This is a genomic window from Myxococcus sp. CA023 (assembly GCF_010998615.1).
GTDB lineage: Bacteria > Myxococcota > Myxococcia > Myxococcales > Myxococcaceae > Myxococcus.
The window spans coordinates 45238-69146 of the sequence record NZ_JAAEAH010000031.1 but is presented as its reverse complement, the minus strand read 5'-3'; the positions used below and the strand labels follow the sequence as shown (position 1 = coordinate 69146).

Here is a 23909-nt window from a genome sequence, read left to right as displayed (position 1 = left end):
CGTGCCCAAGGTGACTTTCAAGAGCCCCCTGGCTGAGGTCAGCGCCGACGTGCCCACCGGCACCACCCTGCTGGACGCCGCCGAAGCCTGCGGCGCCCAGGTGGGGCATAGCTGTGGCGGGGTCTGCGGCTGCTCCACCTGCCATATCTGGGTCCGCAAGGGCCTCGACTCGCTGAGCGAGCAGACGGACGCGGAGGCGGACCGCCTGGACATGGGCTTCGACGTCCGCCCCTATTCCCGGTTGAGCTGCCAGACGGAGCTGGGCGCCGAGGACATCCTGGTCGAAATCACCGAGGAGTCCCTCACCGCCTTCATGGACGAGAACCCCGTCCTGCGCCGTTCGCTCGAGGCCGAGGGAAAATGGCCGCTGAAGAAGTGAGGTTGTTACGTAGTGCTTGACGGGCCGGGGCAGTAGCTCTATACGTCCGGCCCATCGCAGCGCCGCACCGCGATGCCCCACCTGCCCAGGTGGTGGAATTGGTAGACACACTAGATTCAGGGTCTAGCGCCTGCAAGGGCATGGAGGTTCGAGTCCTCTCCTGGGCACAAAGTTGAGAAGGGGCCCCGGTTTCAAACCGGGGCCCCTTTTCGCTTTTCAGGGGTCAGGAACGCGCGGGCTCCACGGCATCGTGCGCCACGTGGTTCGCGGCCTCCCGCGCGAGGCTCCCGCCCTTGCGCAAGTCGCGGATGCGAATCTTCCGCATGTGGACGGAGACGGCTCCCACGGCGACCTGGCTGATGACGGTGCCCAGGTGCGTGAGCGTGGAGAAGGCCGCCGCGTCCTCCGGCGAGGCCCCCAGGCTGCGGGCCGCCCAGCTCGTCACGAAGTAGTAGATGCCCATGCCCGCTGGGACACCCGGGAGCGACTGCCCCAGGGAGATGGCCCCGAGCACCACCGCCCCGGCGAAGAGTCCGCCGGAGATGCCGATGCCGTGCAGCGCCAGGCCATAGGCCAAGGCGGAGGCCAGCACTGGCGCCACCGAGAAGACGAACACCTTCGCCATGCCGGTGAAGGAGCGCGCGGTGCCCAGGCCCTCGCTGACGTGGTGGAGGAAGCCCTCCACCCGGGGGAGCTTGTGGCGGCGGTGGAGGGCAAAGGCGAGCGGGCCGGACCAGTGCGCCAGAAACACCACCAGAGCAACAAGCCCCACACAGAGTAACACGGCCGCTTTCAGCTCCCCCTCGAAGCGGGACAGCGTCCGGCCGAAGGGGCCCAGCAACGACAGCATGACGAGCAGCATCAGCGCCGCGAACTCCATCAGCTTGCAGACGCCCACGCTGCCCAGACACCGGAGAAAGGGGATGCGCTGTGTCCTCGACAGGAGGAACGAGCGCATGACGTCGCCCAGCTTTCCCGGCAGCGCGTTGTGGACGAAGGCGCCAATGGCCACCAGGTGGTAGCGCTCCTTGAGGGGCACCCGCCGGCGGAGGGTGCGCTGCCACTGCACCGCGCGCAGCGGGATGATGGAGGCCTGGAGCAGCATGAAGGGCACCAGCCACACGAGGTGGCGGGGCAAGTCGCGCACGAATTCCCCCAGCGGAAAGCGCGGCTGGAGCAGCGGCCCGGTTCCGCCCAGGTTCCATTTGAAGAACGCGGTGGAGAGCAGGACGACGGACAGCACGAGCCCGAAGACAGCGAGCAGCGCCTTGAACAGCGCCCGGCCTCCGGCGTGCCTCGCCCTCCCCTTCACGGCACCAACCGGAGTCGAGGGGTGTTTTCGAGATAGGCCGCCGCGAGCCGATCATGGAGTTGTACGCAGTGCGAAAGGTTGGACAGGTCCACGGGCGCCTTCGCGGGCCAGCACACCAGGCTGTTGGCCTCCGTGCGCGTGAGTCCGCCGTGCGAGCCGAACTCCCAGGCGAAGCCCACGGTGCCACCGCGCTTCACGGCTTCGCCGAAGAGGACCAGGTCCCCCGCGGTGGACATGGTTGGGAGTACGCGGAGGAAGTCCGCCACCGCGCGCTTGCTGAACTCGGTGGACAGTGGGGCCCGGTCCAACGTGTCCAGGGTGTAGACGCCGTCGCCCACGAGCGCGACCGCGCTGTTGCCCCGTCGCAGCGCGATGAGGCCGATGTCCGGGCTCCGCGTCACCCGGGCCAGGACATCAGGGTGGCGTGCGAGCAGGGAGATGGCTTCCAGCGGATTGGGCGCGCCGGACAAATACACATGGGCGAAGTTGCCGCAGTCGACGGCCACCGGCGTGAATGGCGCTCGCGGCCGAGTGTCCGGCTCCGGTCGAGTCCTTCCGTCGCAGAGTCCGCGGACCACATCGTCGGAGAGGGGACCGTCGCCATGGGGCGCCATCAGCCACTGTTCCAGAGGTTGGCCCCTCCGCTGCTCCCAGGGCAGACAGTCCACGTGCCCGTGGTCGGAGAGAAAGACGACGTCGTAGGGCTGCTCCACCGCGCCCGCCACGGCGTACAACTCCGCGAGGTACGCATCCACGCGGTACAGCTCGGCGCGGGCTTGTTCGGAGCGCGGCCCCCGACGGTGGGCCACCTCATCGTAGTTACCGTAGACCAGGTAGATGACGGGCACACCTCGCGCCATGTCCACCAGGGACTTGGTGAAGGCGAAGCTCCAACCCAGCCGCTGGAGGAAGACGTGGCTGAAGAGGAAGGCCGGCTCGTGGCGCCAGTCGTGGAGCCCGCGAGCCCAGTGGACGACTTCGCGCGCCGCGGCCCAGGTGTCCATGCCCAGCGAGCGGAGGTAGTCCCAGATGCCGCGCGTGCGCGCACTGAGCAACCCCAGCATCTCGTAGGAGAACGCGCGCGACATCTGCTCGAAACTGGCCAGCGTGCTCATGCTCAGCGCGTTCTCTGCTCCCGCTCGGAACAGGGAGAAATACCCGTGACCCCCACCATCGAGCAGACTGGTGCGGCCCGCACCGCGCAGGCGCTGCTCGATGGCCAGCGCATCCACAGGGGTGTTCATCTGGACCTTGCGGCCCAGCTCGCGGTCGAACCACGAGTAGGCTGGCAGGTTGGAATGGCGCATGCCGTAGAGCAGGCCTGCCTGGAAGTAAGGCGTTGACGTGGGCGCTCCCCAGAAGGCCTCGTCCAGGTGGAAGGCCCCGGAGCGGACGAGCCGCGACAGGAAGGGCATGCGCCCCGCGACGAGCGCTTCATCCAGCAGGCTCTTGGGGACACCATCCAGGTGGACGAGGAGCAGCTTCCTCGCCCTGCGTCCTGGCGCGGGTGGCACCTTCTCCCGGACCCGGCGCACGAGGCCGTGGGCCCATAGATGCATCGCTGGTGGAAGCACAGCGCTCACGGGTGTCGCCTCCCCTCCTCCGGCAGCCAAGATGGGCACTTGAGAGGACAGCCGCCCCAGGGTGTGAGCCGCCTTCCAGGAGAGCGGGCGGGCAACCGCCGACGTTTCCTGGGAGAGGCCGACCCTGGACAAGAACGGAAGCAAGCGGGCGGGCGCCGTGAGCCACCTCACACCCTACTGTCGCGTAAACCTACACGCGGCAGCCACCCGGCCATGGTTGTGACTGGACGGGTGGCGCAGCGCCGCATTCCCCGCGCCAGGAGCACGAAGCACGCGACTCTGCTGGCTCAGCGCAGCTTCACGTACTCACCCAAGTCCCCAAAACCGATGAGGTCGGCTCGACCATCGTTGTTGATGTCCACGGCGAAGCGAGGGTGCCTGTTCACGCGCCAGTCTCCGACGCCGTAGACAAAATCCGGTGACATGAGCGTGGACGCAGAGAAGCTGGAGCCCGTCGACAGGGCGGCGCGGGTCTCATTCTCTCCAAACCCAACAATGTCGGCCCTGCCATCACCATCGACGTCCGCGACGGTGCGCACATGGCGATCCACATACCATCCCTGGTCCCAGGTGAACTCAGAAGTCCATTGCTGGGTGGGATTGAAGCCAGTGCCCGTGTTGTTGGCCAGCGCGACGTATACGCCACTCTTGGAGAAGCCAACGATGTCCGCCCTACCATCGCCATTGACGTCCGCGACGGCGCGCACGGTCTTGGGCACAAACCACTGCTGGTTTACGCCAAAATCTCCCAGCCAGAGCCTGGAAGCACCGAACGAAGAGCCCGTGGAAAGAGAAACATATACACCCGCATCACCAAACCCAACGACATCTGCCTTACCATCGCCATTGACGTCCGCGACGATGCGCACATGGCTCTCCACTCGCCATTGACCGGCATTGTAGCCAAAATCCCCCACCCAGAACTGGGGCGCACCAAAGCCGAGGCCATTCGACAGCGCGACGTGTACGCCAGCGTCATGGAAGCCAATGAGATCCGCCTTGCCATCGCCATTGACGTCCGCGACGGTACGTGGGTGCCGATCCACGCGCCAGTTCTGAGCATAACCGAAAGCTTGAAGATGGAGCAGCGAGGGAGCGAAGTAACCGGCATCTAAAGATGGGGGCACGTACACGGTCCGGGAGACAAACACGCCCGAATAGCCGAAGCCGACGATGTCGGGGAGTCCATCACCAGTGACATCCCCCATGACACGCTCGTGGTGGCCCATCTCCCACCCTCCAGCGCTCTGGTCAGCGCCAAACTGGCGCCCCCACATCGAGTCACCGTAGAGCAGGGTGGCGCCCTTGATGTCATACTGACTCAACCGACCGCCCCGACGCCAGCGACTGTCGCCACACTCATACATGACCGAATCGAAATCGACGTCTTCCCCGAACACCGTGTCGGCGTCGTCAGCCCCCCTCCCCCGACAACTGGACGAACTGAGTCTCGCCTCCTCATTGGCGAAGCCGAGCGCATGACCGAATTCGTGGACCGCCATGGCACGGATGCAGCGCTCCCGCGTGTCCTGACAGTCCTGCATCCAATGCTGGAAAGAGAGGTTGAGCACCATGGCGCCATAGAGCGCCTCATTGAGCCACCCCAAGCCATACGTAAAGGAGCCATCGGAGGTATCTTCGATGAGGATGCGGATGCTCCCCGGATTCCCGAGACACGCCCCCCAGCCAGTGAAGTCGAGCGGCGTGACCAGGCCCCAGGTGCCCTCGACCGCGCTCCGCACCCATTCTCGTTCGACATCGCCAGCGGCCGATGGGTTCTCCCAGCAGACTGAGATGGTTCGAGAATCCCAAATGTATGTCGAGGCGGCGTAAAGCCCTGCCGAGTCAGCATCGACGGTCGCCTCCTGATCGAACGATGTCAGCGCATCGTCGGATCCACCACAACCCGTGACGAGAAGGCCTCCCACGAACGTCAGGATGAGAGGCAGAGCATGGAAGGTCAGGGTTCGCCGCACGAGGCTCTCACTTGTCTGGACGGGAGCCGTCCGGCTCCGGAATGGGGATATCAACGGCGGAAACAATGGATAGATGGGTAGGTGACCGGGACCATGGGTCTGCTCATGAGCCCCCGGAAATCGACATTGAAGCGCGAAGGACGGACACACACCTGCAGCTCAACCCCTAACGGATGATATACGACACCCTGCCAGCACAGGCGCTGTCCCGAGCACAGCCAACGCGAATCCGGTACGTACCCGCGACCTTCGCCGTGTACCGAATGTGGGAGAGGCTGTCATAGGCATCGTCGTTGCTCGCGACCCCGGTATACGCATTGGTGCTGGTCTCGTATCGATCCAGGCGCAAGTACGTGTCCCCCCTGGCGGTGGCATACATCACCATGGCGGTCCCCACATACAGGGTCTCTCCCGCCGACAACGAGACGTTCTGGGCGACAGTATTACGCGTCGCATTGTTGGTGCCGCTGGTCGCGAAATCAAACGTCACCGGTGTCGCTGGCCATTGAGCAGGACACAACCGCGTGTTGGTCGCCACAGCGCAATACTCATCGATGGCGGGCCGCACGTAGTTGATGGATTCAGCGTTGCAATTGGCATCCGTGCAACTACCAATGGACGTGACGACATTGACGGCATAGCATTCGCCCGCCGGTCCGACGCGCTTGACGTAGTCCTTGTTGCCACGCACGAGGATACCAGCCAGCAAATAGCTGCCGTCGATTTTCGCATAGACGCCCGACCCTGAGTTGCCTCCGAAGGTATCCGTGTCGCCGACGAAAAAGTCCAACGTGGAAGCACGCGAGGCAAGCACCTTGCCCCCCGAATCAATCTTGAAGGGGATGCCGCTACCCGAGCCGATCACAGCCAACTGGGTCGTCGTCGACAGCGCCACGCTGTCCATGCGAACAGGAGCTGGAACAGCGCGCAATGCACTGACAGGGCGGTCCAACTGGACGATGGCATAGTCCAACTGACGGCCACCCACCGTGGATGCGTTGCGCACGACGACGCGACTGCACCTGAAGACGTCTTCCGACGTCACCGGCTCCAGGGTGGTCGCTCCCGTTCGGTAATATTTGAAGACGAAGCGCGTGGATGCACACGACAGCGGCCCCTTCACACAGTGGCCCGCCGTGAGCACCAGGTCGTTATCAATGAGCGTGCCTGAACAAAAAGCAGCCGTCGGGTCATTCAAGAACCTCTGGTCGGAACAAAGGCCCTGGGCTTCCTGTAGCGTCTGCGAGAAGAAGCCGATGCTCGAGGGGTTGCTCGTGTCGAGGTCCGCGACGTCCACCAACGCCACGGTCGATTCCCGGGTGAACTTCTTCAGAGTCGCATCGGAGTGCGCGTAATAGTCCTTGCGGTCATCAACGCCGTAAACCACGCGCTGCCGCAGCGCGTCCGTGGGGGCGGACGTGTCGCCTCCCTTTGTCACGGGGCCGGAGTCCTGCACGCACGCCACTGAAAGGGAACAGAGCAGCACGCCGAAGAGCTTCCGTCGCACGTGAGTGAGAATGACCTGCATGGAGGGCGGCCCCTGCTGGAGTTGAGAACCTGGAATGTCGAGCAGCAAACATTCCAGGGACTACCAGTATTCACTGAAAGTCCGCAAGCACCTTTGAACGAATTTCAGCCTGAACCTGGAGCTCAATTCGATCTGCAGCACGCGGACTTCCATTATTCTCAAAGAAGACAACTTGATACACGGAGCTCCCAAGCCCCCGTACGCCATCAGCGCCCGTTCAGCGAAATGTGCGCGCGCGCCAGAAGTCGGCGCGCACGGAAAGATGCGCGTAGAGTCATTGCATCTGGCCATCAGCCGTTCCAGCAATGACGGTTGGCAGTCATCGAAGAGCGCGGATTTCTGGCCATGACCGGCCAGACTTTCCGAATGAGCGCAATTGCGGCCTGCCTGCCCTGAAGGGCATGAAACTGTCATCTACAGACACCATCGCAACACATCAAGAGGGATTGAGAACGCATCATGTATATCTGGGCGCCCCGTGGCTGGGTACGTTCCCCGCGTCCGGCCATGGTCTGTCCCCGCCGCAAGGAGCCCCACATGGCCCACAAGTCCCAGCCGGACTACTCCAGTCATGCCCTTGATGGATTGAAGCAAGCTTTGCGCGAGCGCCTGAAGACCAACCAACTCGCGCACAGAGAGTTGCTGTGGGAGTCAACCCACGGCAGGGAAGCACCGCTTGAGAACGAGCGGGACGTCGAGGCCTGGTTCCTGGGCCCCCGCGCGGAGAACGCGGACATCTTCGAGCAACTGGTGCTGGAGGCCCTGAGAGACCACGCCTTCTGGCGCCGGAACTTCCACCCGATGGACCCACCGGCCATCACCCAGAGCATCAAGAGAGACCCGGGCTACCTCCGGGCGCTCGACACACTGCACACCGAGTTCGACAACCTCCTGGCCGAGCTGAAGAAGTCCGCGCCGTTCTTCAGCATGCGCTACCAGGGCCACATGACGTGGGAGCAGACGCTCCCGGGCATGGCCGGCTACTTCGCGGCCATGCTCTACAACCAGAACAACGTCGCGCTGGAGGCCTCACCGCTGACGACGGTGCTGGAGGTCCGGGCTGGCGAGGACCTGTGCCGAATGGTGGGCTACACCGAGCAGAACGGCATCCGGCCCTGGAGCCATCTGACCAGCGGTGGCACCACCGCCAACATCGAGGCGATGTGGGCCGCGCGAAACTTGAAGTTCTATCCCCTGTCCCTGCGCGAGGCCATTCAGCGGGAGTCCTCGCTTTCCGCCGCGAAGGCCCTCAAGGTCACGCTGCCCTCGGGCCCCCAGGCACGTCTGATTGACCTGGATGTGTGGCAAGCGTTGAACCTGGATGTGGACGAGGTGCTAGGCCTCCCCACCCGCATCCATGAGGAGTTCAAAATCCCGCCGGAGACCCTGACGGCGAACGTGAGCAACTACATGCTCCAGGATCTGGGGCTCGTGGAGTTCACCCGCCGCTACCTGGGAGACCTCCCGGCGCCCGTGTTCATGGTCCCCGGCTCGAAGCACTACTCGCTGCCCAAGGCGGCGGCGATTCTGGGCATCGGCGCGGACCACATGTTCAGCATTCCTCTGGATGAAGAGGGGCGCATGGACGTGTCGGCCCTGGAGGCGCGGCTGGACCAATGCATGAAGGACAAGCAGCCCGTCATTGCGGTGACGGCGGTGATGGGGACGACGGAGGAGGGGTTGGTGGACCCGCTCGCGTCCGTGCTGGCGCTTCGCCGGCAGAAGTACCATCCGCAGGGGATGTCATTCTGCGTGCACGCCGACGCGGCCTGGGGCGGGTACTTCGCCTCACTCCTCCGCGCGCCGCCGAGTTCAAACAAGCGCCTCGCGGGGCCTCCCGCCCCCGTGCTGTCACTGAGCCGCTATGTCACGGAGCAGTTCGAGGCCCTCCCGGAGGCGGACACAATCACCGTGGACCCGCACAAGACGGGCTACCTGCCCTACCCCGCCGGTGCGCTGTGCTACCGCAATCAGTCCATGCGCAGCCTGGTGGCCTTCGAGGCGCCCTACATCAACACAGCGGGGAGCCAGGAGGACCTCACCGTGGGCAAGTACGGCATCGAGGGCTCCAAGCCCGGTGCCGCGGCGGCGGGCGTGTACCTCAGTCATGCCGTCGTGCCACCCGACCAACGTGGCTACGGGAAGATCCTCGGAAGGGCGCTCTACAACTGCAAGCTCTTCCATGCCCGGCTGCTGACGATGAATACCGTGGCGAGCGACTTCGTCGTGGTACCGGGACCGCGCTTCAAGCTCTCCGATTCCCTCAAGCGCAAGTACGGCGGAGAGAAGCAGGCGCTGGAGTTCCTGCGTCAGCAAATCCAGGGCATGCGTCAGGAGCAGCTCCTTAGCGCCTCGGGTGAGGAGGAACTGGAGCTGCTGCGCGAAACGGGCGCGGACCTCAACATCCTCACCTACGCCTTCAACTTCAAGACCGAGCAGGGACTCAACACGAGCCTGGAGGAGGCAAACACCTTCAACCGTATGATCTACGAGCGCCTGGGTGTCAAAGCCGATGGCCGTGACATCTACGGCTACCGGCTGCTGGTGAGCACCACGGACTTCATCGAGGAGGACTACGGCAAGAAGTTCTTCGACGACTACAAGACGCGCTTGTTGGGGAGCGGCGCGGCGTCGGGACGTGGCGAGGAGGGCCGCATCACCGTGCTGCGCTCCGTCATCATGGACCCCTGGATTACCGAAGACCTCCAGGGGCGGCCGTTCCTCGACACCATCATCGAGGAACTGCGAGCGGCCGTGATGGACGCGCTCAACGAGATGCGCGGCACCTCATCGAAGCGCTCGCGCTAACGCGCTTCAGGGAACTCCGTCAGCGGCGAGGTTGTTGAGCCCGTGAGGCATTGGATCTCTCAAGGCCCGGCAGCCTCGTCGTCTTGGTCAAGTCCCGAATCGCTTGCAGGTGAGGGGGCGCGGACTCCGAGGGAGCGAACCAGTCCGCCGCCAAAGACAGGAGAGTCCGGCTTGCAATCCGGAACAACCTCTCAGCTATACTCTCTCCCCTCAAACCATCCCCCACCCCGCTCTTCACCAAAACAAACCAACCCAATGATCAAGAGCTACGGAATTCACTGGCACATCGATCGAGTCTTCTGGGGACGGCCCCGCGCCGCAGGCACCTTGCTTGGTGCGGCAAGCCGAAGCGCTAGGGCAAGAGCCGTCGACTTCCGCGAGCAGCGTGGTATCTATGCGTTGTATGCGGGATACGAACTCGTTTACGTAGGACAGACGGGGGCAGGTAATGACCGACTTTTTCGGCGACTTAAATGTCACCGCTCAGACCATCTGTCGGAGCGATGGGATCGCTTTTCCTGGTTTGGAACTCAATGGGTAACCCAACGCCACGAGCTCTCAACAGATACTGCAGCCGTACATCAAACGGTAGAGGCTGCGCTCAACATGCTTGAAGCCGTCTCAGTCGCAATTTCAGAACCACGCCTGAACCTACAAAGAGGGCGATGGGGCGAAACAACACAGTACTTCCAATGGTGGGACAGGACTGACGACGAAGAAGACGATGAATAGTCATTTCTGACCACGCCAAGGACTGGTCTCAGCGTTCAACACCTCGCAAGGAATCCGCAGGGTGTCGTTCAGGAGCTGAGCGTTGGAGGGCGTGGCGAGCGCGAAGACGCGGGCCCATTGCTGGGTTCGACGCCGCGTGGCAGGAGTTCAATGAGGGGGCGGCGCACACGGAGCAGTGGATGAAGCGGATGCTGCTTCGAGGACTCGACGTCGACGCCGCCCGAGTCCTCATACAAGGCGAGCCCTACGTCCGCTCCGGCCTGTACCCGGCGACGTACAAATCGCGGCAAGGGCCCGTCGAAATAGAGCGAAGCCTCCACCGGCAGGTGGGCGTGCGCAATAGCCCCACGATGGACACCATCAGCGTGCAGGCCGGGTGTGTAGTCAACTCCTTGCATGCCCAGATGCGCCGTGCATCTTGTTCAGAATGGCGACCACGCCCAATCCGCCCCTGAGTTTGAGATATCCGCTATGAGCTGCGCGACCTGAATAGACGCGCTCAATTCAGCGCGTCCACCCAGGTCCGCAGCCGGGGAGCAACCTGGGCCTCGCCACGCACGCCGGGTTCGGCATCCAGGAGCAGCGTATGGAAGCCTCGGGCTTCCAATCCCTTGCACATCTCCGCCCGAACCTGGGCATCCGGCGCGAACAGGATGCAGCCGTCGCCACCGCCCGCCCCGGACAGTTTGCCCGCCGCACCGTAGGTCGCGGCCAGTGCCAGCACCCGGCGCATGCCTTCCGTCTCCAGCGGCCCCAGCTCCAACAGCAGCGCGTGCTGCGCCTTCACAGCCTCGGAGAAGGCCCGGAAGTCACCGCTGCTCAGCCCGTCCTCAATCGCATGGCCCAGCGTGTCCGAGCGCTCCACGAAGCTCCGGCGGCCCGACTCCTCCAGCCGAGCCTCCACCTGGCCAATCAACACCCGCGTCGAGGCGCTCTCACCCGTGAAGGCATACGCCATGGACACCCGGGGCGACGGCAGCCGCCACACGTCCACCGACGGGGACTCCGCCAGCGCCGCGCGCAACCGTCCGGTGTTACTCGCCTCAATCAGCGGCGCCACGTCGTAGCGCCGGTAGCGCAGCACGCCTCCGGCGAAGCTTGTCGCCACGTCCCCGCCGCTGCCCTTACCGCCCTGCCCCTGCGTGTGCGCCAACAGCGCCAGCTTCAGCGCGTCGTAACGCTCCTCCAGCACATAGCGCGCGCCTTCCGCCGCCAGCACCGTCGCGCACGCACTGCCGCCCATGCCCAGCTTCTGCCCGTTCGGGCCCACCGCGGACGGCGCCACCGCCAGGTCGAACCCCTGACTCGCGCGGCCATGTGCCCGCAGCGCCTCGTCCAGCGCCCGCGCAACGAAGGCGAACCCCGCCGGGACTTCACGCTCCCAGCGCACCCCCAGCGGCGTGGTGCTCCCCGCCAGCGTCCCCTCTTCCAGGCACACGTGCACGCGGGCATCCGCGCGGCGGCGGACATACGCGGCGGTGCGCGGCGCCACCGCGGCCAACCGCGCCACGCCGCCCCACAGCACGGCGTACTCCCCGGAGAGGAACAGCTTGCCCGGCGCGGAGAGGGCGCGCTCCATCAGAAGAGGTGCTCCGCCTTCAGCTCCGCGTCACCACCGGGCACGCAGCGAATCACATCCACCGCGCCGCACGCGCGGGCCAGCGCCTCCGCGGCCACCTCGTGCGCGGCGTCCGTCAGCAGCACCGGGTTGGGCCCCGCGTCCAGCGTGAACCACACCGGGATGCCCTTCTTGCGCTGCTCCTTCAGGTGCTGGATGAGCGCCAACGTGCCGGGGCTCATGTAGCTCAGCGGCGGATTCGCGGCGAAGGACGTCGCGTGCATCCGCCACGCGTTCCGCTCACACAGCTCGCCCAGGGCCTGCAAATCTCGCCGGGCGATGTGCTCGCGCACCTGGACCACCTCCGCCTCCGCGTCCTTCACCCACGCCGGGTAGTACGGACTGGTGTCCACCGTGAGCTTCATCCCGTCCCGCGACTTCACCTCTTTCTCGCCGCGGTCGAGAATCGCCACCACCATGCGCACGTCCGGCCAGTGGGCCGCGTCGAAGCGCTGCACCGCGAAGCTGTCCTCACCATCCGGACGTTCGCCGCGCTGCCACTCGCAGAACCCACCCTGCACGCTCCGGCACGCCGAGCCGCTGCCCATGCGCGCCAGGATGCTGGCCACGCGGGGCTCCGACGGCAGCCCCGCCGCCGCGCGTCCCGCCACCGCCAGCGCCGCGAAGCCCGCCGCGCTGCTGGCCAATCCCGCCGCCATGGGGAAGTCCCCGCGCGACACCACCTTTGCGGGGCCCAGGTCGGCCTTCGCCTGGGCACGAACCAACTCCAGCAGCCGCAACACGCGGTCGCGCTCGCTGCCCTTCGCGGTGTGCCCGTTGAGCTCCACCTGGTCGCTCGCGGCGCCGAACTCCACCGTGGTCGTCACCGACAGCGGCGACAGCGTGAGGGACAGGCTGGACTGGTGCGGCAGAATCAACGCGTCATCCCGCTTCCCCCAGTACTTCACCAGGGCGATGTTGGGATGCGCCAGAGCTGTGGCTTTCATGGGAAGACTCACGACGCCCGCGGTCCCGCGAGCTGGCTGCTGAAGCAGCGCACGCCCATCCGGGTGAGCTTCGTCACCACGGGCTTGGGCTCCAGGAACAGGCCGATGACGGCCCCACCATCTCCACCGGCTCCGGTCAGCTTGGCGCCCAGCGCCCCCAGCTCCCGCAACCGGTAGATCATCTCTTCCAACGGCGGCGACGACAGGCCCAGCGCCGCGAGCAGGCCCTGGTTGACGTTCATCGCGTCGCCCAGTGCCTCCAAATCTCCCGCCGCCACCGCCTTCGCGCCCTCCGAGGACACCCGTCCAATCTCCGTGAACAAGCGCTCGTAACGCGACGGCCAGCGGGCCTGCCGCTCCCGCAGCGCGCCCACCGTCTTCTTCGTGGGACTGCGCTCGCCCGCGAGCGTCACCACCACATGCAAAGGCTTGGGGCTCTCCACCACCTGCCCCGTCCCCTTGGCGGCCCCAGGCTTGCGCCTGTAGAGGACCAACTGCTCCGCCGCGCTGGTGGTGTGGTCCACGCCGGACGGCGTGCCGTGGAACTCCTGCTCCATCGCCCACGCCACACGCGCCGAGTCCTTCGGCGTGGGGATCTTCCCCGCCGCCTGGAGCAGCAACCGCGCGCACGCCACCGACAAAGCCGCCGAGCTTCCCAGGCCCACCGCCAGCGGCAGGTCCGCCTCCAGCGACACCTTCACCGGCGGCGCGCCCGTCACCTCCGCTGCACGGGCGAACGCCGCCGTGAGCTGTGCCCGCTGCGGGCGGCTGAGCGTGGAGGGCAACGCGAGCTGACACGCCTTCGCGGGCACGCCGCGCGCCGTCACGCCCTGCGACAACGGCCCGGCCAGGGCCGGGTGCCCGTACACGACGCTGTGCTCACCCAGCAGGATGACCTTGCCGGCGCCAAAGGCCGACAAGGATTCAGGACGAGGAGCCACGGCGTCAGACCGTGGTGCCGGTCGCGGCCGCGGCATCCTCGGCGGGGAGGCTGGCCAGCAGCTCGCGGGCCTTCTCCACCTTCACGTGGCCCGCCTTCACCAGCAGGTTGGCGATCTTCTCCACCCAGTCGCCCCGCGCGCCCGCCGTCACCGCCACGCAGCGCGCGTGCATCGCCATGTGGCCCTTCTGGATGCCCACGCTGCCCAGCGCCCGGAGCGCCGCGAAGTTCTGCGCCAGCCCCACCGCCGCGAACACCATGGCGAGCTCTCGCACCGACGTGGTCTGCATCAGCTTGAGCGCCATCTGCACGCCCGGGTGGATCTTGATGGGCCCGCCCACCGTCCCCAACGCCATGGGCAGCTCGATGCGGCCCACCAGATGGCCCTCTTCCAGGTACCAGGTGGACAGCGGCCGGTACTGCCCGTTGCGGCAGGCGAACGCGTGCGCGCCCGCTTCAATGGCGCGCCAGTCCTGCCCCGTGGCGATGGCCACCGCGTCAATGCCGTTCATCACGCCCTTGTTGTGCGTGGCCGCGCGGTACGGGTCCGCCTCCGCGAAGCGGCTGGCCTGGGCGATGCCCTCGGCGATCTCCTCGGCCGGCATCTCGAAGTCCGCCAGCAGCGGGATGGGGATGCGGCACATGGCGCGCGCCAGCCGGCGGTCCGCCAGGTTGGAGAGGATGCGCAGGTACACCTTGCCGCCGGTGATCTGCTCGATGAGCGGCGCCACGCCCTCCGCCATGGTGTTGATGAGGTTGGCCCCCATCGCCTCCTGGGCGTCGATGATGAGGTGGACGATGAGCAACGGCTCGCCGCGCGGGCCCTCGGGGGCCGGCAGCACGCGAACCTCGACGTCCTTCGCCCCGCCGCCACGCGCCACCATGGCCGGGTGGAAGCTGTTGGCCAGCGCGAGGATCTGCTCCGTGTGCGCCAGGATGCGCTCGGTGGCCGCCGTCGGGTCGCCGTAGCGCGACACCTGCACCTGGCCAATCATCAGCGACGGGTCGGCTTCACCGATGAAGCCGCCCGCCTCCCGGACAATCTTCGCCGCGAAGGACACCGCCGCCACGACGGACGGCTCCTCCACCGCCATGGGCACCAGGTAGTCACGTCCGTTGACCTGGAGGTTGAGGCCCAGACCCAGCGGGAGGGAGAAGGTCCCCACCGCGTTCTCAATCATCTGGTTCGCCAGGACAGGCTGGAGCGCCTCCGAGCCCAGCAGCTGCTGCACGTCCTCGGGCGTGAGCCGGAACATGCGGGAGAGGTGCGCGTGGCGCTCCTCCATCGGCAGCTTGTGGAACCCGGGAAGCCGGGACGTCACGGTGTCAGACATGTTCTTCCTTCCAGACTTCGGCGCGGCCACCCTCTACAGCGCCGCCAACCAATCCTTCAACTCTCCGGTGACCACCCGGGGCCGCTGTCTCAGTTCAGCGCAGCTTCTGCTTCCCGTCAGCACGAGCGCCTGCCGCAGACTCGCCAGGATGACCTCCAGCGCCGCCTCCGCCGCCTCGAGCCCACCCGCCTGCTGCGCCCGGAACAACGGCAGCGCCATGCCGGCCAGGTTCGCCCCCAGCGCCAGCACCTTGGCCGCGTCCAGCCCCGTGCGCAGGCCGCCGCTCGCCACCAGGTGGACATCCGGGCCCACGGCCCGGCGCACGGAGGCCAACGCAGCCGCCGTGGGGATGCCCCACGCGCTGAACTCCGCCCCCAGCTGTGCCTGTACGCCCGACGCGCGAAGTTGTTCCACGCGCACCCAGGACGTCCCGCCCAGACCGGACACGTCGATGTTCCGCACGCCCAGGTCCACCAACCGACGCGCGACGTCCGGGCCAATGCCGCAGCCCGTCTCCTTCACCAGCAGCCGATCGCCAAAGGCCTTCACCAGCAGCTCCACCACGCGGTAGCCGCCCTGGAAGTCCCGGTCGCCTTCCGGCTGCGTCAGCTCCTGGCCCGCGTTGAGGTGCAGCGCCAGCCCGTCCGCGCCAATGCCGTCCACCAGCCGGCGCGTCCCATCCACGCCCAGCCCGATGGCCTGGAACATGCCGATGTTGCCCAGGAGCGCCACCGTGGGCGCCACCTGCCGCACCTGGAAGGACGCGGCCCGCGAGGCGTCCTCCGACATGGCGCGCTGGCTGCCCACACCGAAGGCCAGGCCGTGGCGCTCGGCGAGCAGCGCCAGGTCGCGATTCACCGCGCCCGCACGCTCCGTCCCACCCGTCATGCCGGTGACGAGAAGCGGGTAGCGCAGCCGCTTGCCCAGGAACGCCGTGGACAGGTCCACGTCCTCCACGGACATCTCCGGCATCGCGCAGTGGACCAGCTTGACGCACTCCAGCAGGGTGCTGTTTCCGCTGGGTTCGACGTCACCCGTCGCGCAAAGGTCGAGATGTGCGTCCTTGCGTCTGGCTGTGATGTCGTCGCCCATCTCGTTGAAGTCCGGTCCGCCCAGGTGCCATGGCGCGTAAGTGCCCGAATGACCGGGGTTTCCTAGCAAGCACGGCGGCCCAGGCGCAAGCCAAAGGGGCCGGGCGGTCAGTCTCGGCGTGTGGGTGGACGCTGGCGCCTCGTGGGCGGTATGAGCGCCGCGTGAGCGCCCCCCCGACCCACGTGGTTGTCTTCCTGCACAGCGGCGACTACGACCGCGTGCATCAAGGCCTGTCCATCGCCGCCGCTGCCGTGGCGTCTGGCCGCAAGGCGGAGGTGTACCTCTTCTGGTGGGCCCTGGAGCGCTTCCTCGATGGGGCGCTCGACGACCCGGACTTCATGGGTCGCGATGACGTCACCAACCGCTTCGAGTCGCGTGGGATGCCCACGTTGCGCGCCCTCCTCACACACCTGACCGATTCAGGACGCTTCACGCTGGCCGGGTGCACGGGCTCGCTGGGAGCCCTGGGTGCGGAAGCGCGGGCGGATGCCAGCGGCATCGCCCTGTGGCTGGGCTGGAGCGCCATCCTCCAACGCACCGCGGGCGTGACGGACCGCTTCTACCTCTAGAAGCGAGACGCCGCCCGCGGTGGTGTCCGGGCTTCAGATGCCCAGCTTGACGCCCACGATGACGGTCCGAGGCGCGTTGGGCCGGGCACCGTAGGGACGGCGCGACACGACGGCCTGCTCGTCCAGGATGTTGCGCGCGCTCAAGTACAGCTGCCCCCAGCGGGAGAAGTTCCAGCTCGCGTTGACGTCGAACGTCAGCAGCGCGTCCGTCAGCTGTTCCGGAGGCACCTCGCCCTGCCCTGCCTGCTCGCGCATGGCATCCACATAGAAGGCGCTCAGGGCCAGGCCGCCCCAGGACGTCTCCACGCCCGCGGTGGCGTAGAGCTGGTGCTGGGGCACGTAGGGCAGCTCGTCGCCCGCGCGCACGTTGCCGAACTGCGGGTCCGCCGACTGGAAGTCCTCACGCAGCCGCGTGCGCGTGAAGGTGTAGGACAGCGAGATGGGGAACGTCACGCCCCCACCCGGACGGAAGGTCTTCTCACCGAAGACTTCCAGGCCGTAGATATAGGCCTTGCCCGCGTCCGTCTGCCGGTCGAGGTCATCGTTGAGGCAGCCGCTGGAGAACGTGCAGATGTCGGTGAGGTTCGAGTAGTCGTTGAAGAAGCCCACCGCCTCCAGCCGCTCGCCACGGCGGGTCCACCGCGCGCCGGCCTCGTAGTTGATGCTCTTCTCCGGCAGCACCGCGTCCGGCTGTCCGGGCGCCGGGGGCGAGAAGCCGCGATAGGCGCCCGCGAACAGGCCCAGCTCGCGCGTCAGGGCGCCGTAGATGCCCATGCCCGGCATGAGCACCTCCAGCGCACCGCTCGACTCGGTGCCCGTCAGGTGGTTCCGCGACGCCGAGCGGATGATTTCCATGCGCACGCCCGGCGTCAGCACCAGGGGCCCCCAGCCGATGGCGTCCGTCGCGTGGAGGGCGATGGCGTGCGTGGAGTCCTTGTTGTCGGCCGTCGTGTACGTGGGCTCGCTGGTCCGCACGAGCTGACCGCCCTGCATCAGGAAGGCATCCTCGGTGTGGAGGCGGCGGATGCTGTCGTAGTGGAAGCGCGCGCCCAGCTCGAAGTTGTGGCTCAGCGGCCCGGTGGTGGCCGTCCAACGGGCGATGCTCTGGAGGCCCTGGGACACATACGTGCGGTCGTTGGGGCCGATGAGCAGCGCGTCCTGGGACGACGACGTGTCCAGCTCGCCAGTGAGCACACCGTAATAGATGGAGTTGCGCGCGCTCGTGGGGTCCGCCAGCACGTTGGCGATGGAGGCGCCGCGGAAGCGGTTCACCTTGCGCCACGCCCGGCTCAGGTCATGCCGGTAGACGGACGTCGTCACGGCCAGCCCGCCCGCTTCGAGCTCGTGGCTGAGCACCACCTGCGTGCGGTGCCACTTCATGTGGTCCAGGGCGCTCGCGACGTAGCGGCGCAGCGGCGCGGCGGCGAAGTCCGCGCTGCTCAGGCCCAGGTACGTCTCGTTCGAGTCCTCGTCCGAGTAGCCCAGCTTGAGCTGGAGCGTCTGGCGCACGGGGCCCTCGGGGACGAGCAGGTAGCGGCCCTTGGCCATCCACTCGTTGCGGGTGAAGCCCGTGTTGCCGCCCACGGTGTCCAGCTCCTTGAAGCCGTCACTGCGCAGGTGGAGGCCTTCGAGCAGGAAGCCCGCGCGCTCGGTGCTGGCGCCGAAGACGCCGTGGGCCTTGCCGTAGAGGTACTCGCCGCCCGCCACGTCCAGCCAGGCGGACTCGGACGCGGGGATGTCCCGGGTGATGAACTCCACGGAGCCGCCCACCGTCTGCGGTCCCTGCTGGATGGCCGAGGGCCCCTTGAGCACGCGGATGCTCTGCATGCGCGTGGCCAGCGGGAAGTAGTAGGCCGCCGGCGCGGAGTACGGCGCGGGGCCGAAGAGGACACCGTCCTCCAGAAGGGTGACCTTCTTGCTGCGGTCCGGATTGACGCCGCGCAAGCCCACGTTCGGCCGCAGGCCAAAGCCGTCCTCGCCGCGGGAGTACACGCCGGGCACCGTCTGGAGGATGGCGGCCGGGTCATCGCGCTCGAAGCGCTCCAGTTGCGCGGGCTTGAGCACGTGGATGGAGCCGCTCGTGCGCGCCTCCGAGGTGCCCACGACCACGCTCTCGAATTTCTTCTCCACCGCCTCGGGTGAAGGCTCCAGCACCAGCGGCTCGCCCGCGGGAGGCTCGGTGGCTAGCGGCGCGTCGCCCACGGGCGCCTGCGCGGGCTCGGCCTGCTGCGTCTCCGCGGCGGCGTCCTGCGCCTGCGGCGCTTCAGGAACGGCGGCGGCGTCCTGCACCTGAGACGGCTCGGGAGCCACGGCGGCGGCGTCCTGCACCTGCGACGACTCGGGAGCCACGGCGGCGGCGTCCTGGGGCGGCTCGGACTGCGCCGCGGCCGGGGAGGCCCATGCCAGCAAGAGCGCCGGAAGTGTCCAGCTCCGCGCCCACATCAGCTTCTGCTCGAACAGTGCCATCTGAAGCGTTTCGACCTTGTCTCGACCGGGATGTCCGTCGACTCAAGAAGCCAGGAGCCGGGGATGGAGGCCCGCCCGCGCGCGGACCGCCCTCCCCGGCTCCTGCTTCTACACTGCGTCAGCGATTACTTCTTCTCAATGGGACCGCCGATGACGATCTTTCCGTCCGACTGGATGGCGATGCCGCGAGCGGCCTCCTCGGTGCCCGCGGTCGCGACGTTGATCTTCGCGATGCCGCCGGTGCCGAAGGTCGTGTCGAGGTTGCCGTCGGTGGTGAAGCGCGCCACCACCATCTGGTTGTCCCCGTTGTCGCCACCCTCGGTCACGAAGCCCGCCGCGTAGATGCGGTTGGTCGAGTCGAAGGCGACGGACCAGAAGCGGTCGTTCTCCGTGGTGGAGATCGGCGTGGCCTTGATGATGACCTCCTCCGCCGAGCCGTTCGTGGGGATGATGGCGAGGATGCCGTCGGCGTTCTGGTTGCCACCCGCGCGGTAACCCACCGCGGCGGCCCAGTTGCCGTCCGTCGACTTGGCCACGCCGAAGAAGGCCTGCTCCGGGCGGTCGAGGCTGAAGGTCTTGTAGCCTTCCGGCGCGAAGGTCGTGTCCGGCTGGCCGTCCGGCGTCTGCATCAGGAGGAGGGCCTGGATGTTCTGCGCGCCCAGGGAGCCGCTGCCCACGTGCAGGACGCGGTCGTCGTTCAGGACCACCAGGTTGCGGCCGCGGTCGTCGTCACCTACCAGGTCCAGCGCCACGGCGCCGCCGGTGCCCCACGTCGGGTCGAGCGCGCCCGTCGAGGTGTAGCGGAAGGACACCAGGTCCACCTTGCCAGAGGACGCGGAGCGGCCGTAGCCGGTCGTCACGTAGCTGCCGTTGGACTGCATGCCCGCGGCGTAGGCCTCGGCCATGCCCCACTCGGGGTTGGTCTCGCTCTGGGCCTGGAACGGCGCGGACGTCACGACGCCCTTCCAGCCGAACGCGTCGTCCGCCTTGCCGTTGTCGTTCAGGCGCTGCAGCACGATGCGGTTGGCCGCCTGCGCCCCCACGCCCGTGGGCATGGAGGTGTAGCCGGACGTCATGATCTTGCCGTCCGGCTGGATGAAGCCGTAGCGCATGCCGTCGTTCAGGTTGGACAGGTTGAGGACGCTGAACCCGTTGGGCGTCTCGGTCGAGCCGAACGTCGTGTCCAGTGCGCCCGTCGCCGTCAGGCGGGCCACCACGCGGTCGGTGTCCACGCGCGTACCATCCGCGCGCTTGTTGCCGAACAGCACAATGCGGTCCGTGCCGTCCACGCGCACGTCCCACAGCGAGTCACGCGTGCCGTCGCGGCCGGTGCTGAAGTCCACGTGCGTCACGCCGCCCGCACCGAACGTCGTGTCGTGCGTACCGTCCTCGTTGAAGCGGACCACCGCGATGTCGCTGTCCAGCGCGCCAGTGCCGGCGTCAGGCGTCGGGTTCGTGCCCGCGTCCGTACCGGCGTCCGTGTTGGTGCCCGCGTCAGGCGTCGGAGTGGGCTCGTCGTCGTCGCCACAGCCCGTCATGCACGCCAGCGTGAGCGCCAACGCGGCTCCACGCACCAGGAAGCTACGGTGCTTCACCGTCTTCAACATGATGTTTTCCCCTCCTCAGGAACTCGTCGAACTGCAAACGATAATCGTTATCAGTTTCTTCGTGTCCGCCTCGTACTCCGGAAGACCGCGACGGGTCAACACCCAACCTGTGGAAACTCGCACGTTTCTCCCGCAAACTTTGAAGTTGATTGTCATTAACAACATCGGCGTGTTAGCGAGCCCGGACATGAACACCGAGTCATCGCGCCCCCTCTCCGTCCTGCGTGCGCGTGCCATCGCGCTCGCGGTGCCCGCCCTCCTCTCGCTGTCCGCGTGCAAGTCGGACAAGGTGACTCCGCCGGACGCAGGGACGGACAATCCGGGCGACACGGTGGCCGCGACGCGCGCCGCGCTGCTGGAGTCGTCCGGAGCCTGTGTGCTGCAGACGGCACGTGAGTTCCAGTCCGCGGCCACCGCGCTGGAGAGCGCCGTCGCGGCCCACGCGGCCACGCCGGATGCCACCACGCGAGACGCCGCGCGCGAGGCCTACCACCAGGCCATGGACGTGTGGCAGATGGCGGAGGTGATGCAGTTCGGTCCCGCCGCGCCCCGCAGCCTCCCGGGCGGCGCGGAGATTCGCGACAACATCTACTCGTGGCCCCTGGTCAGCCGGTGCGCCCTCGAGGAGCAGCTCGTCAACCGCAGCTACGAGTCGGAGAGCTTCGACGGCTCACTGGTGAGCCGCCGCGGCCTGTACGCGCTGGAGTACCTGCTCTTCTTCGAGGGCAACGACACCGCCTGCCCCGGCACCTCCGTCATCGTGTCCCAGGGCACGTGGGCGGCGCTGTCCGCGGACGAGCGGGCCGCGCGCAAGCGGGCGTACGCCGCCGTGGTGGCCGCCGACGTCCACCGCCGCGCGGACGCGCTGGTGAACGCGTGGGCCCCGGACGGGGAGAATTTCGGCCGGACGTTGACGACGGCGGGCTCCGGCAATGCCGTGTACCCCTCCACGCAGGCGGCGCTGAACTCCGTGAGCGACGCCATCTTCTACTTCGAGCGCGAGGTGAAAGACCTCAAGGTGGCACGGCCGCTGGCGCTGCGTGACTGCTCCACGTCGACGTGCCCGGAGCACCTGGAGTCGCAGTTCGCCGCGCGCTCGAAGGCGAACATCCGGGCCAACCTGGTGGGCTACCGGCGCATCACGGAAGGCTGCGGCGAGAACTTCTCCGGCACGGGCTTCGACGACCTGCTCGAGGCCTCGGGCGCCGACGCGCTGGCGGCGAAGCTGCGCGAGCGCAACGCGGCGGCGGCGGCGGGCATCGACGCTGTTCCGGGTGAAGACCTGGCGACGGTCCTGGCTCAGGACAAGGCCGCGATGCGTACGATGTACGACGCCATCAAGAGCGTGACGGATGTGCTCAAGACGGAGCTCGTCACCGTGCTGGACCTGGAGCTGCCTCAGTCCGTCGAGGGGGACAATGACTGAGGTGGCGTCCTGCGAGCGCCCCGCGTCCGGGCGCATCTGGAAGGTGCTGCTGGCGCCGCGAGACATCGCGGCGCTGGTGGCGTTCCGCGTGGCGCTGGGGCTGCTCATCTTCGTCTCAGCGGTCCGGTTCCTCGCCTTCGGCTGGGTGGACGTGCTGTTCACCGGCCCCCGCTTCCACTTCACCTACTGGGGCTTCGGCTGGGTGCCCGCGCTGCCGGCGCCGTGGATGCACACTGTCTTCGCGGTGCTCGCGCTACTCGGGCTCTGCATGGCGGCGGGCCTCTTCTACCGCGTGACAGTGGGCCTGCTGTTCGTCGCCTTCACCTACGTCCAGCTCGTGGACGTCAGCAACTACCTCAATCACTACTACCTGGTGAGCCTGCTCCTCGGGCTGATGCTCGTCGTGCCGGCGCACCGGGCCTTCTCGGTGGATGCCTGGCGCAAGCCCGCGCTGCGCAGTGACTGGCTGCCCTCGTGGTGCACGCTGCTGCTGCGCTTCCAGGTGGGCGTGGTGTACGTCTTCGCGGGGCTGGCGAAGCTGACCGGTGACTGGCTGCTCCATGCCCAGCCACTCAGCATCTGGCTGTCGGCTCGGACGAGCCTGCCCGTCATCGGTCCCATGCTCGACGAGCCCTGGGTCGCCTACGTCGCGGCCTGGTCGGGATTCCTCTTCGACACCACCATCGTCGCCTTCCTCCTCACCCGGAAGCTGCGGCCCTTCGCCTATGTGGTGGTGCTCGGGTTCCACGCGGCCACCTCCGCGCTGTTTCCCATTGGAATGTTCCCCGTCATCATGGTCACCGGGGCCCTGGTCTTCTTCGAAGCCTCCTGGCCACGGCGGCTGTTCCACGGGCTGCGCGCCTGCCTCGCGCGGACGTCCGTCGCGACTTCGGCCGCCTCAGAAACGCCCGTGACGCCCGCCCTGAGCGCTCCCGGCTGGAAGGGACAGGTGGCGCTCGGACTGGCCCTGACCTACGCCGTCATGCAGGTCGCCATTCCGCTGCGCACCCACCTCTACGGCGGCAACGTCCTGTGGCACGAGCAGGGCATGCGCTTCTCCTGGCGAGTGATGGCGCGCGAGAAGAACGGCAGCGTGACATTCATCGTCCGCGACCCGGCGTCGGACCGGGAGTGGCACGTCGCGCCCAGCCAATACCTCACCCGCCTCCAGGAGCGGGAGATGTCGGTGCAGCCGGACCTCATCCTCCAGTTGGCGCGGCACATCGCCCGGGACTTCGAGGCGCAGGGCAAGGGCCGCGTCCAGGTCCACGTCGACGCCCAGGTGTCGCTCAATGGCCGCCCCGCCGAGCTGCTGGTGGACCCGGACGTGGACCTCGCTCAAGAGGTGGACGGCCTCGCGCCCAAGCGGTGGATCCGCCCCGCGCCGGAGTCGCCGCCCATCCGCTTGCGCTCTCCGCTGCGCGGCGCGACGGCCGAGCGCCCGTAGGAGCGGTAAGGGGCAAGGGGCTGGGTGGAGGGTGCCCCGTTGCATCCAGGCCGCCTGCCCCCTGTCCCCGGGGGGCGTGCCGTCCCCCGTCATTGCCGAGCCCTCGCGCTTGGTTACGTTTCCAGAGGGCCCCGCAGGGCCTCCG

At 67.3% G+C, this 23909-nt stretch carries 16 protein-coding genes, 1 tRNA gene and 1 pseudogene; 7 read left to right on the top strand and 11 right to left on the bottom strand.

Annotation, left to right across the window (positions count from 1 at the left end; all coding sequences use genetic code 11):
- The first annotated feature begins 1 nt into the window (after position 1).
- Both F8M74_RS15580 and F8M74_RS15575 read left to right on the top strand, forming a co-directional pair.
- Positions 2-379: a 2Fe-2S iron-sulfur cluster-binding protein gene (locus tag F8M74_RS15580; RefSeq protein WP_011554983.1), complete on the top strand. Its 378-nt coding sequence runs from the start codon at positions 2-4 to the stop codon at positions 377-379.
- Between the two features lie 83 nt (positions 380-462).
- A tRNA-Leu gene (locus F8M74_RS15575) sits at positions 463-546 on the top strand.
- A gap of 56 nt (positions 547-602) precedes the next feature.
- Here the strand turns inward: F8M74_RS15575 and F8M74_RS15570 are convergent.
- The 4 genes from F8M74_RS15570 to F8M74_RS15555 all read right to left on the bottom strand — a co-directional run bounded on the left by F8M74_RS15570 (position 603) and on the right by F8M74_RS15555 (position 6778).
- A complete protein-coding gene (locus F8M74_RS15570) occupies positions 603-1691 on the bottom strand; it encodes a lysylphosphatidylglycerol synthase transmembrane domain-containing protein (RefSeq protein ID WP_141256487.1) in 1089 nt (362 codons plus the stop codon).
- Positions 1688-3250, bottom strand: a complete 1563-nt coding sequence (locus F8M74_RS15565) for an alkaline phosphatase family protein (RefSeq protein WP_216619976.1) — start codon at positions 3248-3250, stop codon at positions 1688-1690. Before F8M74_RS15565 ends, F8M74_RS15570 begins: the two co-directional genes overlap by 4 nt.
- 311 nt (positions 3251-3561) lie before the next feature.
- A complete protein-coding gene (locus tag F8M74_RS15560; protein ID WP_141256486.1) occupies positions 3562-5250 on the bottom strand; it encodes an FG-GAP-like repeat-containing protein in 1689 nt (562 codons plus the stop codon).
- Positions 5251-5416: 166 nt separating this feature from the next.
- Positions 5417-6778: a serine protease gene (locus F8M74_RS15555; protein WP_228559799.1), complete on the bottom strand. Its 1362-nt coding sequence runs from the start codon at positions 6776-6778 to the stop codon at positions 5417-5419.
- A gap of 537 nt (positions 6779-7315) precedes the next feature.
- Between F8M74_RS15555 and F8M74_RS15550 the strand changes: the two genes are divergently transcribed.
- A complete protein-coding gene (locus tag F8M74_RS15550; RefSeq protein ID WP_228559797.1) occupies positions 7316-9586 on the top strand; it encodes a pyridoxal-dependent decarboxylase in 2271 nt (756 codons plus the stop codon).
- Between the two features lie 914 nt (positions 9587-10500).
- Positions 10501-10707: pseudogene (locus F8M74_RS37825) on the top strand (ISKra4 family transposase); the annotation flags it as partial.
- A 110-nt stretch (positions 10708-10817) separates the two neighbouring features.
- On the opposite strand, the gene F8M74_RS15545 reads toward F8M74_RS37825, so the two are convergent.
- The 5 genes from F8M74_RS15545 to fni are packed head-to-tail and all read right to left on the bottom strand — an operon-like array spanning position 10818 to position 16249.
- On the bottom strand, positions 10818-11897 hold the full coding sequence (locus F8M74_RS15545) for a mevalonate kinase (protein ID WP_141256484.1): 1080 nt from the start codon (positions 11895-11897) through the stop codon (positions 10818-10820).
- On the bottom strand, positions 11897-12883 hold the full coding sequence (gene mvaD / locus F8M74_RS15540; protein ID WP_141256483.1) for a diphosphomevalonate decarboxylase: 987 nt from the start codon (positions 12881-12883) through the stop codon (positions 11897-11899). The genes F8M74_RS15545 and mvaD overlap by 1 nt, the downstream gene beginning before the upstream one ends.
- An 8-nt stretch (positions 12884-12891) precedes the next feature.
- Positions 12892-13824 carry a mevalonate kinase gene (mvk, locus tag F8M74_RS15535; RefSeq protein ID WP_141256482.1) on the bottom strand — a complete coding sequence of 311 codons (933 nt, stop codon included), beginning with the start codon at positions 13822-13824 and terminating at the stop codon, positions 12892-12894.
- 4 nt (positions 13825-13828) lie between these two features.
- Complete coding sequence (locus tag F8M74_RS15530; protein WP_141256481.1) at positions 13829-15157, bottom strand: hydroxymethylglutaryl-CoA reductase, degradative; 1329 nt, start codon at positions 15155-15157, stop codon at positions 13829-13831.
- A 33-nt stretch (positions 15158-15190) separates the two neighbouring features.
- On the bottom strand, positions 15191-16249 hold the full coding sequence (gene fni / locus F8M74_RS15525) for a type 2 isopentenyl-diphosphate Delta-isomerase (RefSeq protein WP_141256480.1): 1059 nt from the start codon (positions 16247-16249) through the stop codon (positions 15191-15193).
- 161 nt (positions 16250-16410) lie between these two features.
- Here fni and F8M74_RS15520 point away from each other — a divergent pair, with 161 nt between their 5' ends.
- Positions 16411-16818: a hypothetical protein gene (locus tag F8M74_RS15520; protein WP_225887899.1), complete on the top strand. Its 408-nt coding sequence runs from the start codon at positions 16411-16413 to the stop codon at positions 16816-16818.
- Between the two features lie 33 nt (positions 16819-16851).
- On the opposite strand, the gene F8M74_RS15515 is transcribed toward F8M74_RS15520, so the two are convergent.
- On the bottom strand, positions 16852-19284 hold the full coding sequence (locus F8M74_RS15515; protein WP_141256479.1) for a TonB-dependent receptor: 2433 nt from the start codon (positions 19282-19284) through the stop codon (positions 16852-16854).
- 125 nt (positions 19285-19409) lie between these two features.
- On the bottom strand, positions 19410-20891 hold the full coding sequence (locus tag F8M74_RS15510) for a hypothetical protein (protein ID WP_141256478.1): 1482 nt from the start codon (positions 20889-20891) through the stop codon (positions 19410-19412).
- A gap of 187 nt (positions 20892-21078) precedes the next feature.
- Here F8M74_RS15510 and F8M74_RS15505 point away from each other — a divergent pair, with 187 nt between their 5' ends.
- The gene (locus tag F8M74_RS15505) at positions 21079-22317 is read left to right on the top strand and encodes an imelysin family protein (protein ID WP_216619966.1); all 1239 of its coding nucleotides are present in this window, start codon (positions 21079-21081) and stop codon (positions 22315-22317) included.
- The gene (locus tag F8M74_RS15500; RefSeq protein WP_141256476.1) at positions 22310-23764 is read left to right on the top strand and encodes an HTTM domain-containing protein; all 1455 of its coding nucleotides are present in this window, start codon (positions 22310-22312) and stop codon (positions 23762-23764) included. Before F8M74_RS15505 ends, F8M74_RS15500 begins: the two co-directional genes overlap by 8 nt.
- Positions 23765-23909 lie beyond the last annotated feature (145 nt).